The sequence below is a fragment of the Salinicola sp. CR57 genome (genome assembly GCF_003206585.1).
Lineage (GTDB): Bacteria > Pseudomonadota > Gammaproteobacteria > Pseudomonadales > Halomonadaceae > Salinicola > Salinicola lusitanus.
Genome location: NZ_PZJL01000011.1, coordinates 242,911 through 258,643 on the forward strand (window position 1 = coordinate 242,911; position 15,733 = coordinate 258,643).

10 protein-coding genes are annotated in these 15,733 nt (G+C 63.1%); 4 read left to right on the plus strand and 6 right to left on the minus strand.

Translation table 11 applies throughout. The features are described 5' to 3' along the window. Nucleotides 1–101: 101 nt before the first annotated feature. From DOM56_RS16540 to DOM56_RS16565, 6 genes are all read right to left on the minus strand, one after another. A complete protein-coding gene (locus DOM56_RS16540) occupies nt 102–713 on the minus strand; it encodes an NlpC/P60 family protein (protein ID WP_110710145.1) in 612 nt (203 codons plus the stop codon). Between the two features lie 260 nt (nt 714–973). Beyond that, nucleotides 974–3,430, minus strand: coding sequence for a YbeU/YbeR family protein (locus tag DOM56_RS16545; protein ID WP_110710146.1), 2,457 nt, complete (start codon nt 3,428–3,430; stop codon nt 974–976). Nucleotides 3,431–3,562: 132 nt separating this feature from the next. Then, entirely contained in the window at nt 3,563–4,843 is a 1,281-nt protein-coding gene (locus tag DOM56_RS16550) for an acyltransferase (protein WP_110600742.1), read from the minus strand. Nucleotides 4,844–5,007: 164 nt separating this feature from the next. Continuing rightward, on the minus strand, nt 5,008–5,250 hold the full coding sequence (locus DOM56_RS16555; RefSeq protein WP_071233199.1) for a GlsB/YeaQ/YmgE family stress response membrane protein: 243 nt from the start codon (nt 5,248–5,250) through the stop codon (nt 5,008–5,010). A 158-nt stretch (nt 5,251–5,408) separates the two neighbouring features. After that, the gene (gene mdoH, locus DOM56_RS16560) at nt 5,409–7,907 is read right to left on the minus strand and encodes a glucans biosynthesis glucosyltransferase MdoH (protein WP_110710147.1); all 2,499 of its coding nucleotides are present in this window, start codon (nt 7,905–7,907) and stop codon (nt 5,409–5,411) included. Beyond that, nucleotides 7,900–9,483, minus strand: coding sequence for a glucan biosynthesis protein G (locus DOM56_RS16565; protein WP_232822338.1), 1,584 nt, complete (start codon nt 9,481–9,483; stop codon nt 7,900–7,902). Before DOM56_RS16565 ends, mdoH begins: the two co-directional genes overlap by 8 nt. A 297-nt stretch (nt 9,484–9,780) precedes the next feature. Between DOM56_RS16565 and DOM56_RS16570 the strand changes: the two genes are divergently transcribed. From DOM56_RS16570 to DOM56_RS16585, 4 genes are all read left to right on the plus strand, one after another. After that, a complete protein-coding gene (locus DOM56_RS16570; RefSeq protein ID WP_110710149.1) occupies nt 9,781–11,337 on the plus strand; it encodes a glucosyltransferase domain-containing protein in 1,557 nt (518 codons plus the stop codon). Between the two features lie 207 nt (nt 11,338–11,544). Then, nucleotides 11,545–13,140, plus strand: a complete 1,596-nt coding sequence (locus tag DOM56_RS16575) for a solute:sodium symporter family transporter (RefSeq protein ID WP_110710150.1) — start codon at nt 11,545–11,547, stop codon at nt 13,138–13,140. A gap of 159 nt (nt 13,141–13,299) precedes the next feature. Continuing rightward, entirely contained in the window at nt 13,300–14,691 is a 1,392-nt protein-coding gene (locus tag DOM56_RS16580; protein WP_110710151.1) for a YcjX family protein, read from the plus strand. Beyond that, the gene (locus DOM56_RS16585) at nt 14,688–15,728 is read left to right on the plus strand and encodes a TIGR01620 family protein (RefSeq protein ID WP_110710152.1); all 1,041 of its coding nucleotides are present in this window, start codon (nt 14,688–14,690) and stop codon (nt 15,726–15,728) included. Before DOM56_RS16580 ends, DOM56_RS16585 begins: the two co-directional genes overlap by 4 nt. Nucleotides 15,729–15,733 lie beyond the last annotated feature (5 nt).

The window sequence follows — 15,733 nt, forward strand, 5'->3', positions numbered from 1 at the left end:
TTTTCATGCTCGTGTTACGCCGATTCGACGCTGCGCCCCCGGTGGAACGGATACCGGGGCGAGACCGCGACGGAAATCCTCAGCGCGCGGCCTGCCCCGATTCAACCTTCGTTGGCCAGCATGACTCGCTGAGCCAGTTGCGTTCGTTCGACCGGACGGCGCGCTTGCCAGTAATATCGCTTCCAGTAGACGTTATCGAGGCGGGACAGCTTCACCCCTTGCGACGAGGAAGCGTGAAGAAAGTAGCCATCGCCCACGTAGACGCCGACATGATTGTAGGGTCCAGGTGGCTGGAAGAAGACCAGATCCCCCGCCTTGAGATTCTGTTCCGCGACCCGATCACCCTCCAGAACCTGCTCTTCGGTCGTCCGCGGTAGCTCGAAAGCGAAGGCCTCACCGAACACGTGCTGCATCAGCGCAGAGCAGTCGATACCACGGTGCGTCGTTCCGCCGAGCACGTAAGGCGTTCCGACCCACCGTTGATGTTCGTCCAGCAGGGCCTTCCGGATCACCGCTGGAGAGACGCTCTGCGGCCGGAAGTCCCGGATCTTCTGGGGTGCCGGCGGGACACTCTTGGGAATATCGACCGCAACGGTGCGAGTCTTGACCAGGGGGAGTGAATACTGCGCGTTGACTTGTTGTTGTTTTACAGGGGCGGAGCAACCGGATATGACTATCGCCAGTGCCAACCCCATGGCTGTGCGTCTTAGCATTCAGCGCGACCTCGTTCGCCTGTGAGCCATTACGGGCACCGCCTTTTTCGACGACTCATGACGAATCATCCGGCGAATTGGAGTCGCTGTGGTGGTGACACACCTCGACGAGGTGTCACCGCCAGAACGGCCTGTATTGGGCTCGAATCATGATCAATCGGACAGAAAAAAGCCACGCCCTCTTTCCAGCGGGCGTAGCACAGCGGAGATCATATGTCATTGAAAACGCTTTGGCGAGTGTTCTCGGTTAATGAACGCCGTTAATGTAAAAGACTGGGTCCACCGGGAAGAATGTCGACATGAAGTGATGTCCAGTGCGTCATGGGGCTGCCCGGAAAATCGAGACTCGCCCAAGCACCGGCCAGCAAGGGCTCCGCCTCCAGCCAGGCTGTGAGCGCTTCGCGAAAGCGCTGCAGGAAAGCGTCGCGCTCCGGCGTATCGTCCATGAAGAATCCGAAGCCGCTGTACAGCCCTTCGGCATAATCCCGCCAGTTGCTGTAGTGGCGCTCCGCCAGACGCATGGCGGCATCGAGATAGTGCGCGAGGCGATCCTCGGCGAGCCAGTCGAGCTGCCGACCAGCCAGCGCCAGATCGACCAGCTGCGCGATATCCCATGCCGTCATGTCCTGATCGTTGCAGTGACAGGCATTATCCCGCACGTGCTTCAGCCGCATCAGGTGGACGCGGTCCTCTTCCGCGCATGCCCCCGATTCGAGAATCGCGATTTCCGCTTCCAGGCGAGTACGATTCAGGGTGTAGGGAGCATAGTTGATCTGATAGTCCTGCCGGTCTCCCGCCTCGGCCAGGAAATCCAGGAAGTCGACCAGCCCCGCGGCCCCCTGCAGCGCATACTGATGCTCGACCCAATCCCCCAGCGCTTCTCTGTCTTGGGGCGCCAGCGGCTGCGGCGCCTGCCATAGCGCTTCGTTGAGCGGTCCCGCCAGCGAGATCGCGGTGAACCGCGTCAACGTCGGCCGCACCCCTGGCTCGAGCCACGTCAGCGACCGCGACGGGGTCAGCCAGTGAAAGGGGGAGCCGGGATCGCGCCGATGCCAGGCGATATCGTCCGCCAGCGATACTTCCTCCGGCGTTTCATCCTCGCTCAGAACGGTCTCCCAGACCTGCCATGCCGAGAGCAGACTCTCGGCATCGCGGTAGAAGCGGCTCAGCACGTCACACAGCGACTGCGCCAGAGCCTCGATCTCGACGGTCGAATAGCGTCCGCTGTCCGACGCCATTACCAGATAGAATGCGTACTTTTCCGCCATCGTGATCGTCGCCGCGTGATCCGCACAGACGGCCAATCGCCGAGATGCCACCAGCGGCGACCGGCGAGTGGCGGTATGGCGGGAGTCGGCGGCCAGCTGGTTGAGGTGATGCGCCTGAGCTGGCATCCAGAACCTCGCCAGCCCCGCGGTGCCCTCTTCCCGACGCAGGCCCAGCACCTCTTCGAGATAGCGCTCCGCCTCCTGGACCCGTTCCGGTCCCAGCGGTTCGCCGAGGGATCGACGGTGGACCAGATCCGGGTCGCGGATCGAGGCAACGCTCAATACCCAGCAGCCGGGGTCTTCGCGGTACTGTCGAACAAACTCGCGTGACGACTCGCGCAACCCCTCCTCCAGCGTATCGGCGAGCGGGACCGCCCATGGACTGGTGTCGGCGGAGAGCAGGCCGCCCCACTCCTCATCGAAGACGGGCCGCAGGTCTCGCCCCTCGAACAGGCTGCGTCCCCGTTGATACGCCCGAGCCGCTGCCTCCCAGTCCGCATAGCGCTGCTGCAGGAGGTCGATGCCATGGCTCGCGAACCGCTCCGCCTCCTGCGTCGTCAGCCACCCGGCACAATGGCCGAGATACGCCTGATCGATGAGTCGGAACCAGTCCCATGCCGCCCACTCCAGCGGCTCCGCATCGGCCAGAAACGCCAGCAGCACCCGACCATAATCGTGCTGATCGTTCAATCCCGAGAGCCACTCGAGCTGCGCCTCGGGGCGTTGACGTGACATCCGCACGGCGTCCAGATCCCAGCCATAGCGATGCCCCTGCCCCGCGAGCCAGAACAGCAGCGTCATGAGCTCTTCACGCCCCCCGACGTCGTCCTGCTCGCGCAGCAGCGTCCGATACTGTCGCTGTTCGTCGAGTGGGATATCGACCGGCCAGGCCAGTACCGGCGCCATGGCAGCCCTGGCTCGCCACAGGCCGTCCGGCCAGAGATCGGCAGACCAGGACGGGGGAGAATCGAATCCGGCGGCATTCTGGGGTGCCGGTGAATCGGTGGACTTGAGGCGGTGGCGAAGCGCAGACCATGAGGCGCCACGCTGCTGACGCTCGCGAGCCAGAAGCTCGCGCCCGGCGGCATCCAGCGCCGGGTCGTTCAAGGGGGCGAGCGACTGCAGCCAGGCCTTGAGCGTGGGCGCCTGCGCGACAATGCCGCGGGCCAGCATGGCAAGCCAGGCGTCGGTAAAGGGGGAGCGAATCCAATTTGCCGCACTCCCGAGCGCGAGCAGCTCCAGGGCCGCCAACCGGGCGAACGATGGTGACCGAGCGTCGCCACCGCTCTCCCACAGGCGCCAGGCAAACTCGTCGCGCCCCCCGACCCCCAGTGACTGCAGGCGCGAGTGCGCCTGTACGGCATCGAGCGCCAGTCGGGGATCGCTGACGAGAGGCCAGCCACACAGCGTCAGCTGCTGGGCCCACCACGGGACGAGAAGTTCGCTCAAGAGAAACCTCGTGCTACGAGAGACGGCTTGCGCTCACTGCCGAAGTGGCTCATGGCAGTGCGCTTGCGGCGGCATAGTATAACGGAAAGGTCGTCGCGCGCCGATGGCCGGCGCGCGACCGAGCAGCGGACGTCAGCTCATCTTCTCGGCGTGAGTGCGCGGCGCCTTGCCCAAGAGACGGCGTAGCAGGAATTTTCTGACCCGCACCACGAACTGCTCCTGGAAGAGCACACAGAACAGCACGGTCAGAATCAGGAACAGCGGATAGAGCCACAGGTGCAACTCTCCCGCCGCCGCCAGACAGCCTCTGAAATCCGTCAGACACAGGCCGGGATCGCCGGAGAGCACGCGCTCGACACGCGAAAAAACCGCGTAGAGTGGCACATGCAGCGCGAACATCGGCAGCGATGCGCCGCCCAACCTGGAGGCCAGCCGCATCAGCCGGGGGTCACGAGGCTCACCCCAGTGCGCCGCCACATAGATCAGTGCCAGTTGGGAAGGCAGCAGCAGGCCATTGTGCAGGACGTAGTACCACGCATGTCCCAACCCCAGCAGATAGACCGCGGCCACGACACTTGCCGCAACCGCCATCAGCGTCAACCAGCACTGACCGGAAGACATCAGCCGTCCCTGCGCCTTGCGCTGCGCGTAGAAAGTGCAGAGCAAAATTCCGGCGACGAACTCGGGAAGGCGAATCAACGGATTGCGATGCAGAATGCCGGTTTCCGGCACGCCGTAGTCTGTCGTCAGGATCACGTACAGCGGCGGGATCAGATAGATCAGATTGACCAGCAGCATGGCGCGACGGGGGTTCCGCACTCGACGCAGGCGAGGCGCCAGCCAGGGGAATGTCAGATAGAAGAAGAACAGCGCCGAAATCGACCAGGACGGCGGATTGAAAGTCAGGTACAGCGGGTTCCAGGCGTGCAACAGGGTCAGGTTGAGCAGCAGGTTGATGCCGGTTTCCAGCGATCCCATGGTGTGATTGAGACTTTTCCAGTCCAGCTGACCGATATCGTTGTTGACGTCGTAGACCACGAATCTCAGCGAGATGTCGCTATCTCCGGGCGCTATCGCCAGATAGCCCACCAGCGCCGAGACCGACATGGCAAGGATCAGCGATCCGATATGAATGGGATAAAGATTCGAGAACCGCTTCAGCCAGAAGCTCTTGCGTGGCTCGCGCATCTGATCGGAAGAGTCGAGGTAGACATGCGTCAGCAGAAAGCCGGATAGCACGAAGAACGCACTGGTCGAGAAAAAACCGATATCGGTCACGTAATGCGACCATTCGCGTATGGAGGGATAGTTATGGAGCGTGTGGAAAATGACGATATAGAGGCCGAGCAGGAAACGCAGCCATTCGAGCCCTATAAAACGTTCTTTGCGCGTGGCGGTCGATGAATCAAGCATCCGTTGCAGATCTCTGGCCGTCAAAAGGCGCTAGTGTACCTGATTCTACCGGGTAGACACGTCAGCGGCGCATCGCGTTCGCCCTAAACCGACACGGCCGCGCAGAAGCGCGGCCGTCCGTCACGACAATCGATCAGCATGGCCGATCGAGATATGAATCCGTGCTATGCCTTCTTGACCTTGGCAACGATCCACAACAGGATTATCGCCCCGATGGTGGCGACGACCAGTGATCCGATCAACCCGTTCGACGACAACCCCAGCAGGCTGAACAGGAAGCCGCCGATCACGGCGCCGACGATGCCGACGACGATGTTGCCGAGGATACCGAAGCCGCCGCCACGCATAACCTTACCGGCGATCCAGCCAGCAATGCCGCCGATGATCAGCCACAAGATAAAGCCCATAGTCCTACTCCTTGATTCCCTTCGGATTGAATAACCGGCAAGCGGCTCGATACCGCCTTGCTCAAGCATAGTCACCAATCGCCGAATCTTCGAAGAATAACCGGCAAGAGGGTCAACTTTTGTCGACCCTCCTGCCCGACGAAGGCGTCGCTGTCAGGTCAACCGAACGCCGGCACCCGCAGTGAGGCTCTCGACGGCAAACCGTGCTCGTGCCAGCCATGGTGTGCCTCGGCATCGCCCCAGACCCGCCAGTGCAGCTGGGAGAGCATCACCGGATCATCCAGAAACGCCAGGCGCTCGAGATTGTTCATCGAAGCCGGCCCCTGCTTGAGCGCCCGGCTCACGCGCTCTTGGCGCCGCCGCTTCAACGGCTCGGCATGACCATGTCGCGAGGTGCCGAGCGCGGTTGCCAGTGCGTTCGATACCGGGTCCACCACTATCTGGACGAAATTCGGCGTGGGCGCGGCCGCGTTCATCCTGCCCAGGTGGCGCACCATCCTGCGCAGCACCCGTGGCGGATGCGTCTCCTCGGGAATCCGAAACAGTCGCGCCCGGAAGCAGGCGCTGCCGAGAGAGACGCGACTGGAGAGCGCGGATACCGGTATCGAGATCATCATGGCCCCCACGATGGGCGACAGCCACCACAGGAACGTCGGTTCCATGAAGTAGACGCCCACCGCCCAGACGGCGCCGATGAGCGTCTGGCTCCAGTGATTGCGAATCGCATCGCCCCAGGTCGTGTCGCTGTTCTCCCGTGACGGCGAGCGCCACTGGATCGCCCACCCCATGATAGAGGTCAGCACGAAACGCGTGTGGAACAGCATTCGCACAGGGGCCAATGCCATCGAGAACAGCGACTCCAGGACCATGCTCGCCAGTACCTTGAGAGGCCCACCGAACTGACGACTCCCCTGGACCCACACCAGGATCACGCTCAATACCTTGGGCAGGAACAGCAGCGTCGCGGTAGCACCGAACAAGCCAACGGCCAGCGTCGGGTTCCACTGGGGCCACACCGGAAACATCATCCCCGGTTCCGGGAAATAATTGGGCGTACTCAGCGTATGAACGGCAAGCAAGGCGGTCGACAGCACCAGAAACAGACACCAGAGCGGTGCGGAAATATAGGACATCAGCCCCGTCAGGAACACGGCCCGGTGGACGGGATGAATGCCTTTGGAGAGGAACAGCCTGAAATTCATCAGGTTGCCGTGACACCAGCGTCGATCCCGGTTGAGCTCGTCGAGCAGGTTCGGCGGCATCTCCTCATAGCTGCCATCCAGCTCATAGGCGATCCAGACGCCCCAGCCGGCGCGCCGCATCAGGGCTGCTTCGACGAAGTCGTGCGACAGGATTTCCCCTGACATCGAGCCCTTGCCGGGCAGCGGTGCCAACATGCAGTGGCGCATGAATGGCGCCATGCGGATGATGGCGTTATGCCCCCAGTAGTGCGATTCACCGAGCTGCCAGAAGTGCAGTCCAGCGGTGAACAGAGGGCCGTAGACACGGGTAGCGAACTGCTGCATGCGGGCGTAGAGATTCATTCGCCCGGAAGCCCGCGGCGCGGTCTGCACGATACCGGCATCCGGATGCGCTTCCATCATCTGGACCAGGCGGGTCAGGCAGGCACCGCTCATCACGCTATCGGCATCCAGTACCAGCATGTAGCGGTAGCACGCCCCCCAGCGGCGACAGAAGTCGTCGAGGTTGCCGCTCTTGCGCTTCACCCGACGCTGGCGACGTCGGTAGAAGACCTGGCCGAACGCCTCGAGATCGCGGCACAACGCCAACCAAGCGTGGGTTTCCTGAATCGCGATGTCGGGATCGAAAGTGTCGCTCAGGATGAACACGTCGAAGTGCTGGCCATTACCGCTCTGGCGCAACGACTCGATGGTCGCCCGGACGCCGGCGAAGACACGCGGAACGTCTTCGTTGCAGATGGGAACCAGCAGTGCGGTACGCGCGTCCGCCGGAATCGGCTCGTCACCGACTTCGGAGTCGATGGCATAGCGGTCACGCCCGCGAAGCAACTGGAAGAAGCCCATCAGTGCGGTCCAGAAACCCGCGGAGACCCAGGCGAACAGGAGCACGAACAGCGCCAGGATGGTAATCTCGAGCCACTGCTGTCCCTGGCCCGGCAAGACCGTACGCATCTGGTTGGCAGCGATGAAGCTCTGACCAAAGATGAGCACCAGCAGTACCCAGCGGCGCGCGCTCGCGATCATCTGCCAGCGCGGCGCTGGTCTGCTCTCTCGATGTTTGCGACGAAACCCTCGCCCTGCCCAGCTCTTGAAGCGCTGACCGAATCGCACGAAGGGGTTGGTCGACCACCCTTCGGGCGCCAGCGGCGTGCGCTGCAGCGGCGGCGCCGTGTTCACCCGGGTAATGCCGTGCTCGTCGGTATTCAGGATTTCCGGCGGTGCCAGCGGCGGCTCGGCGTAGGCCAGAGCCAGACGCCGGCCCACCGAACTGGCGGCCGGATCATCCTCGTCGACCTCGCCACCGCCCAGTGCGGCATGCAGCGAAGCCATGTCGTGGGTGTCCAGGTCGCTGGCGAGCAGCTTGCGCCGCTCATTCCGATCCTGAGCTTCGAGCGCCAACCGCTCCAGATAATGCTCGGCTGACACCATCGTTTTGGAAGGCGTCACCTCAGCCATTGGCCGGCAACCGGTAATACCAGGTTTCGGAAACCCGCTTCTCGCCCTGGTTCAGATAGGCGCGAATGTCCAGCGGCTGGTTGTTGTCGCTGCGCTTGATCTTGACGAAGACGCGCCAGCCTCCCGTGGCCGTATTGCGCTCGGCATGGCTGTCCACCAGCTCACCGTTGTCGCCGACACTTGCCTGCACGCTGATGTTGGCGTCGTCACCGAGACCTGACAGCGAGGGACCGTTGAAATCCAGCACGAATGCCAGTGAACCGTCGGCTTCTCTGACCAGGTTGTCTTTACGCACTTCGCCACGGGAACGGCGAGTCTGCTCGACCCAGGCCAGCGAGGGATCGACGTAGCGGCTCTCGTCCTTGGTCACGGTGAAGCGGTAGTCGTAATCCAGCGGCGTCCCCGGCTGCGGCGCAGTCTCCGGCAGCCACATCGAGACGATGTTGTCGTTGGTCTCGTTGGGTGTCGGGATCTGGATCAGCTCGATCTTGCCGGCGCCCCACTCGTTCTGCGGCTCGACCCAGGCACTCGGGCGCAAGTCGTAGCGGCTATCCAGATCCTGGTAGCTGTCGAACTGGTGGTCCCGCTGCATCAGACCATAGCCCCGCAGGCGCGGCGTGGCCTGTTCGTTGATCATCAGCTTCGCCGGATTGGCCAGAGGCCGCCAGGTCCAGCCGTTCTGGGAGTCGCTGACAAGCAGGCCATTGGAGTCGTGGATGGCGGGCCGATAGTTCAGCGTCGATGAAGGCTGCTCGGGACCGAACAGATACATGCTGGTCAGCGGTGCCACGCCCAGTTTCTCCACCGGACGACGCAGGAAGATGCGCGACTTGACATCGACGACGGTATCCGCGCCCGGGCGCAGCACGAAGCGATAGGCCCCGGTCAGGCTGGGAGAATCGAGAAGCGCGAAGATCGTCAGGTACTGGCTCGTCTTGCTCGGCTTGACGATCCAGAACTCCTTGAAACGGGGGAACTCTTCGCCGGAGGAGAGCCCGGTATCGACCGCGAGCCCCCGACCGGAGACCCCATAGACCTGGTTCTTGCCGACGACGCGGAAATAGCTCGCGCCGAGGAACACCATCGTCTCGTCTTTGCGATCAACCTGGTTGAGGGCGTAATTGACCTTGAAACCCGCGATGCCAAGATCGTCGTCGTTCTTGGCACTGTCCGGAAGATCAAGATTGCCGAAGGTGAAGTCGTCGGGATTGTAGGCGAAATCGTGTACGCCTTGATCATCGACGCTGTGGAGTTGAATGGCGCTGCTGTAATGCATGCCCTCATGGAAGAAGCTCAGGGTGAAGGGCACCCCGTCACCACTCCAGACATCACGATCACGTTTGTACTGGATCTGCTCGTACTGACCATAATCCAGATTGCTCAGCGCCTCCGGCAGATTCTGTTCGGGTTCGCTGTAACCCTTCTGCGAAAGGTCCTCGGCTTTCTTCGCGACGTCATCGAAACCAAAAGCCAATACATTTTGGGCGATACCGCTGAGTAGCAACCCGGTCAGGGCTACCACCGGAAGAAGCGCCTTGCGTTTTTCAAGGTTACTCCGCCGGATCGATGCACTCACACTCTTACTCCTGTCATAACTATCTTGGCCGATATCAACGAGCTCGGGGCGTTCTAGGCCGTGCATGCCGATACTATAAAAAACGGTCAGTCATGCCGAGCCGAAAAAGCCACGCTGCAAGGCATGCCAGCAGCGGGCGCAACTCACGATGAAGGACGACGAGATAGCGAAGCCTCCTTGCTCCGTACCGCCGCAGTCTAGCATACGCTACACTTCGGGTACGGGAAGACCTCGTTATCGGCCCACGACTGCCTGACTGAATAGCGCCCCCGGTTCACCGACGGATGAGACCGCTGCATGCCCATGGATTCGAACTCCGATCAAAGGGCCGCGACGACCGGGCCACGCCTATGGCTGGGCATGATGGCGTATCTCGTCATTTTCAGCTACCCCCTGCTCCAGGCCGACCGGCTCTACCGGGACGATATCTGGCGTAGTTTCCACGGCGAGATGGGCTGGGTTTCCAACGGTCGGCCGCTCTCCAGTCTCGTCGTCCTGGTGCTCAACGGTGGCCCACGCCTTGCAGACCTCGCGCCGCTGCCGCTGTGGCTGGGCCTGGCCGCAGTTGCCGCGGCCATTCTACTGTGGCGGCGGCGCCTGCTGGGTTTCGATAGCGGTCACGCTTGGCTTGCGATGCTGATTCTCGTCGTACAGCCGTTTTTCCTACAAAACCTCTCCTACCATTTCGACGCGCTCCCCATGGCGCTCTCGCTGGCCTGCGCCATCGCCGGTATCGCCTGGGCGCTGGATCCGCGTCAGCATCACGACTGGCAGGCAAGATTTCGCTGGCTGGCCGGTGGTGGCGGCATTCTGGCATCGCTGCTCTTCTACCAGCCGGCTGCCAATGTCTATTTCGTGATGCTTGCCTTCCATGTCGCCTTGAGCGTTTCCCTGCGGGGTCGTCCGGACTGGCCCCGGCATCTGGAGGCGCTAGCGATCGGCGTGACGGCGCTGGTGATCTCGAAGGCCATCTCGATATGGCTGATCGCCGGCGATTACAGCGTCAAGCACAGTCAACTGGTTTCCCTCGACCAGCTCCCCGGCCATCTGGTCGAACAGACATGGCGATTTTGGCACTACGCCGCCATGACCCTGGGCACCCCGACATGGTGGCTGGTGATGACGCTGACTGTCGTGACCGTAACGGGGTTGTGGGTCACGGCATGGCGCCATCGCAATCTTGCGGGGTTGGCTGTCATGTGTCTGGTCACGATCAGCCTGCCGCTGGGCGGGCTCGGCTTTCTATCCGTTCTGGCCGACCCTATCTGGCGGCCAAGAGTGATGATGGGATTCGGCGCGGTCTATGCCGGACTGCTCTTCTGCACGCTGCACTGGCTGGGACGCTCCCGCTGGCGGCTGGTCAACGACGTGACGATAGGCTGGCCGCTGCTGGTGATTGCGCTCGGTACGCCCCTCACCTTGAGCTACGCCTACGGCAACGCGCAGAGACAGCAGGCGCTGTTCGCCGATCACGTCTCCATGACGCTGATCGATGATCTCGCCGTGCAGCCTTCGGCCGCGCCGCTGGTCATCGACGGCTCGCTGCCCTACTCCCGGACCACCCGTAATGCGATCGCCTCGCACCCGATGATCGGCGAACTGATCCAGCCCTATCTCGACAATGGCTACTGGTGGGGCTACCAGGAGCTCTATCGTAGAGGCTTGTCCGCGGGCTTCGAGCTCAGCAGCGACACGGCCTTGCGGAGCGATTTCGAGTCCCGCTGCCAGAGCCTGCCTCCGCTGGTCCGGCGAGCCTGGTATACGCTCTATCGATTCGAAGGCCATTACGTGGTCTCTCTCGAGCCTCGCTGTCACCGCAGCCTGACGACCAGCGAACTCCCCATCGACGATTGAGCGCGACGCTCGCCCTGCCGCGACGATGAACGGACCTCCGACGCCAAGCCGCGCCGGTCGAACCTCCAAACGCCTACACATTTAACGAGCTATGTCAGACAAATGGAGAATGGCGATTCGCCGCCCGTTGCCCAACACTGCCGGGGTAACGTGGCGGTAGCCTCCTTCGTGAGCCGCCACCGGGATGCATTCAACCAGGACACCTCTATGCATGCATGGACTCTGATCTCGTTCCTCTTCTTTACGGGATTGGTCGCCTTGATCACGTGGCGTATCACTCACCGTGACGATCTCAGCAATACGCGGGGCTACTTTCTCGCCGGTCGCAGCCTGAGCTTCCCGCTGATCGCGGGCTCGCTGTTGATGACCAACCTCTCCACCGAGCAGATGGTCGGTCTCAACGGCGCGGCCTTCTCCGACGGCCTGAGCGTCATGGCCTGGGAAGTCGTTGCCGTCGTCGCTCTGGTTTTGCTGGCGCTGTTCTTCCTGCCGCGCTTCCTGCGCAGCGGGATAGCCACCGTCCCTCAGTTGCTGCAGGAACGTTTCGGCCCGACCACGCAACTGATCTGCAACGTCATCTTTCTGGTCGCCTATGCCGTCATCCTGCTGCCGATCATTCTCTACTCCGGCGCAGTGGGTCTGCAGGGGATGCTGGACCTGCCGGTGCTGACGGGCATCGAGTCCAGCACCACGCTGCTGTGGCTGACCGTGTGGGTTGTCGGCATCATCGGCGCGATCTACGCCCTGTTTGGCGGTCTGCGAACGGTCGCCGTCTCCGATACCATCAATGCCATCGGCCTGCTGGTCGGCGGCTTCCTGATCGTTTATCTCGGTCTCAATGCCGCAGGAGACGGCAACGGCATCGCCGCCGGTTGGCAGGCCATTCAGCAGGCTCAGCCGGACCGCCTCAACTCCCTGGGTCGCCCGGACCAGCAGGTTCCCTGGCCAACACTGTTTACCGGCGTGTTCCTGATCAACCTGTTCTACTGGTCCACCAACCAGCAGATCATTCAGCGGACGTTTGCCGCCAGGAGTCTCTCCGAAGGCCAGAAAGGCGTCCTGCTGACCGGCTTCCTCAAGCTCCTCGGACCGCTCTACCTGGTGCTGCCCGGCATCATCGCCTACCAGCTCTATGCCGATGAGGGCATCGCTGGCGACCAGGCCTATGGCTATCTGGTCTTCCACCTGCTGCCGCCGTGGCTGACCGGCTTCTTCGCCGCCGTCATGGTCGGTGCAATCCTGTCGTCTTTCAATTCGGCCTTGAACAGCACCACAACGCTGTTCAGCCTGGGTATCTACAAAGGGATATTCAAGAAGGAAGCGAGCGAGCAGCAGGTGGTCAACGCCGGCAAGATCTTCGGTTGGGTCATGGCCGTCGCGGCCATGGTGATCGCCCCGCTGCTGGCCGGCCAGGACAGTCTCTTCGACTACCTGCAAACGATGAACGCGATCTACTTCATCCCGATCCTGGCGGTGGTGATCGTGGGTCTGCTGACCAAGCGGGTGCCGGAGTCCGCCGCCATCTTCGGGCTGGTCGGCGGCATCGTGCTGATTGCGGCCGGCTACTTCGTGCCACCGTTCAACGGTATCCTGGAGATCACCAACCAGTATCACTTCGTGGCCGGCGTCTTCGTGGTACTGGTGCTCGGCATGCTACTGATCGGCAAGATCGCGCCACGCCGCGAGGCGTGGGTGCACGAGGACGCCAAGGCGGTCGATCTCACGCCCTGGAAGGGGGCGGTACCGGTAGCGATCGTGCTGCTGATTCTGGTCTTCGCGATCTACTTCGCCTTCGCCGGTTGACGCGACCGAGGGCGAACCCGACCCGACCGACGCCTCGCCTCTCGTGCGAGGCGTCGTCGTTTCCGGCCCTCGTCAACGGTTGCCCTCTCGCCCCGGGGGGTCACTGACCACCGCCGATATCGTTTACCATGCGGATTGGTTTCTTCGGAAATAGAGGCGATGCCCCGACACCTGACTCACGAACTACGGAATCTGCTCGATCGCGGCCGGGACCGCCAACTGCGACTGGCCGTCACCGGGCTCTCCCGCGCCGGCAAGACGGCGTTCTTGACGTCGCTGGTCAATCAGTTGCGCCATGCCGGTATCGATGCGCGTCTCGACCTGCTCAAGTCCGCCCGTGAGGAGCGCCTGCTCGGCGCGCAGCGGATTTCTCAGCCGGATCTCGGGATCCCTCGTTTTCCCTACGACGAAGCGATCGCCTCGCTCGAATCGACGCCGCCCCGCTGGCCCGAACCGACGCGCGGCATCAGCGAACTGCGCCTGCAGTTGCGCTACAAGACCCGGCGCGTACGCGGCCTGCTGGGTGACACGGCGACGCTGACCCTGGACCTGATCGACTATCCGGGCGAATGGCTGCTGGATCTGCCGCTGCTCGAGCACGACTTTCTCAGTTGGAGTGAAAGCCAGCTTCGACGAACCGGGCCGGAGCGCCAGCAGCATGCCGAAGCCTGGCGAACGGCGGTCGCTCGACATCGCCCCGACGAGGAGGTGGACGAATCCCGCCTGGCCGAACTGGCCGATCTCTACGCGAACTCCTTGCGGAGCGCGCGGGAAGCCGGCTTCTCCCACCTGCAACCGGGCCGCCTCCTGCTTCCCGGCGACCTGCAGGGAGCCCCAGTGCTGCAGTTCTTTCCGCTACCGGGCGTCGGGGAGTCAGATCGCCAGACACTCGAAGCGCTACCTGCCGGCAGCCTGTATCAGACGCTGAAAAAGCGCTTCCGCTTCTATCAGCAGCATGTGGTCAAGCCCTTCTATCGCGAGCACTTCCGCCGCTTCGACCGCCAGATCGTACTGGTCGACGTGCTTGGTGCGCTCAACGCCGGTCCCGAGCGTTTCGAGGATCTCTCCGATGCGCTGGCGACCCTGATGCGGAGCTTCGACTACGGCAAGCGCAGCCTGATCAACCGACTGTTCTCGCCGCGTATCGACCGCCTGGCGATCGCCGCCACCAAGGCGGACCACGTCACGCCGGATCAGCATGCCAATCTAGTAGCGCTGCTCGAATCGCTGCTGGCCGAACCGATCAAGGACCTGCGCTACGCGGACGTACCGGTGCGGGCCTTCTCCCTGGCCTCGATACGCGCCACCGAGACCCGAGAGATAGAGACCGACAGCCAGCGACAGCCGGCGCTGCGCGGTCACGGTCTCGACGGAGAGCCATTGCTGCTCTACCCCGGCGACGTGCCAGACAGACTCCCCGAGAAAGAGTTCTGGCAGCGCCAGGGATTCGACTTCACCGCCTTTCGACCGGTGCCCTGCCGGTCCCAGGCGCTACCTCACATCCGGATGGATGCCGCCCTGGAGTGGCTGATGGGAGACAAACTGCGATGAGCGATCCTCGGCCCGGACAGCGCTTCACCTTCGACGATGCCCCCGCTCCGGAGGAGCCCGACTCGGTTCAGGGCGCGCGGCACTATCCGCCCACCCAGGCGAGCGATCCGTACACTCGGGACGAAACCTCCGACGCCGCCGCCATCGATGCCGCGATCGCGCCACCCCGCAAGCGGCGTTGGGGATTGATGATCGTCCTCGGTGGCGCGCTCGGCCTCGGCACGATAGAGGCCGCCCACACGCTCTACCTTTCCACGCTCGGCGGCGACTGGCTTGCCGGGGCCTGGAGCCTGATCGGTCTGACCGCCGTTGGCCTGGGCGCCAAGGCGCTGTTCGGCGAGCTCTGGCGGCTGCGCAAGCTACGCCGGCACGCCCGGCTGCGCCGGCAACTCGACGAGGAGTGGGTCGACGACACCTCGACCACCCACTCGGACCCGCTGACGCTGGCCGGAGAGCTTCGCGAACAGATGGGCCTGTCCAAGGATCACCCCCAGTGGCAATCCTTCCTGAACGCCCATCAGTCGCATCACACCCCCCAGGAGACCCGCCAACTGGTCGCCCACTATCTTCTCCACCCGCGCGACCGGGCGGCACGACGGCTGGTGACGCGGATGTCCGGGGAAACCGCCGTGATGGTCGCGGTCAGCCCGTTGACACTGGTCGACATGTCCTTGATGGCCTGGCGCAACATCGCCATGCTCGACCGCATCGCCGCGCTCTACGGCCTGCAGCTCGGCTATGCCAGCCGCCTGCGGCTGTTCAGGGAAGTGCTGCGCAACATGGCCTTCGCCGGGGCCAGCGAAATGGTCAGCGACGCCGGCATGGATCTGCTGTCGATGAACCTGGCGGCGAAGCTGTCCACCCGCGCTGGGCAGGGTCTCGGTGCCGGACTGCTGACCGCGCGCCTGGGACTGCGTGCCATGCGCACGATTCGACCGATCGCGTTCGAGGGGGACGAACAGCCAAGGCTGGCCGACCTCCGCCGCGAGGTCTGGCAGCAGCTGCGCAGGCTCGACGATCGCGCGGAGCCGCGCTGAAGCCC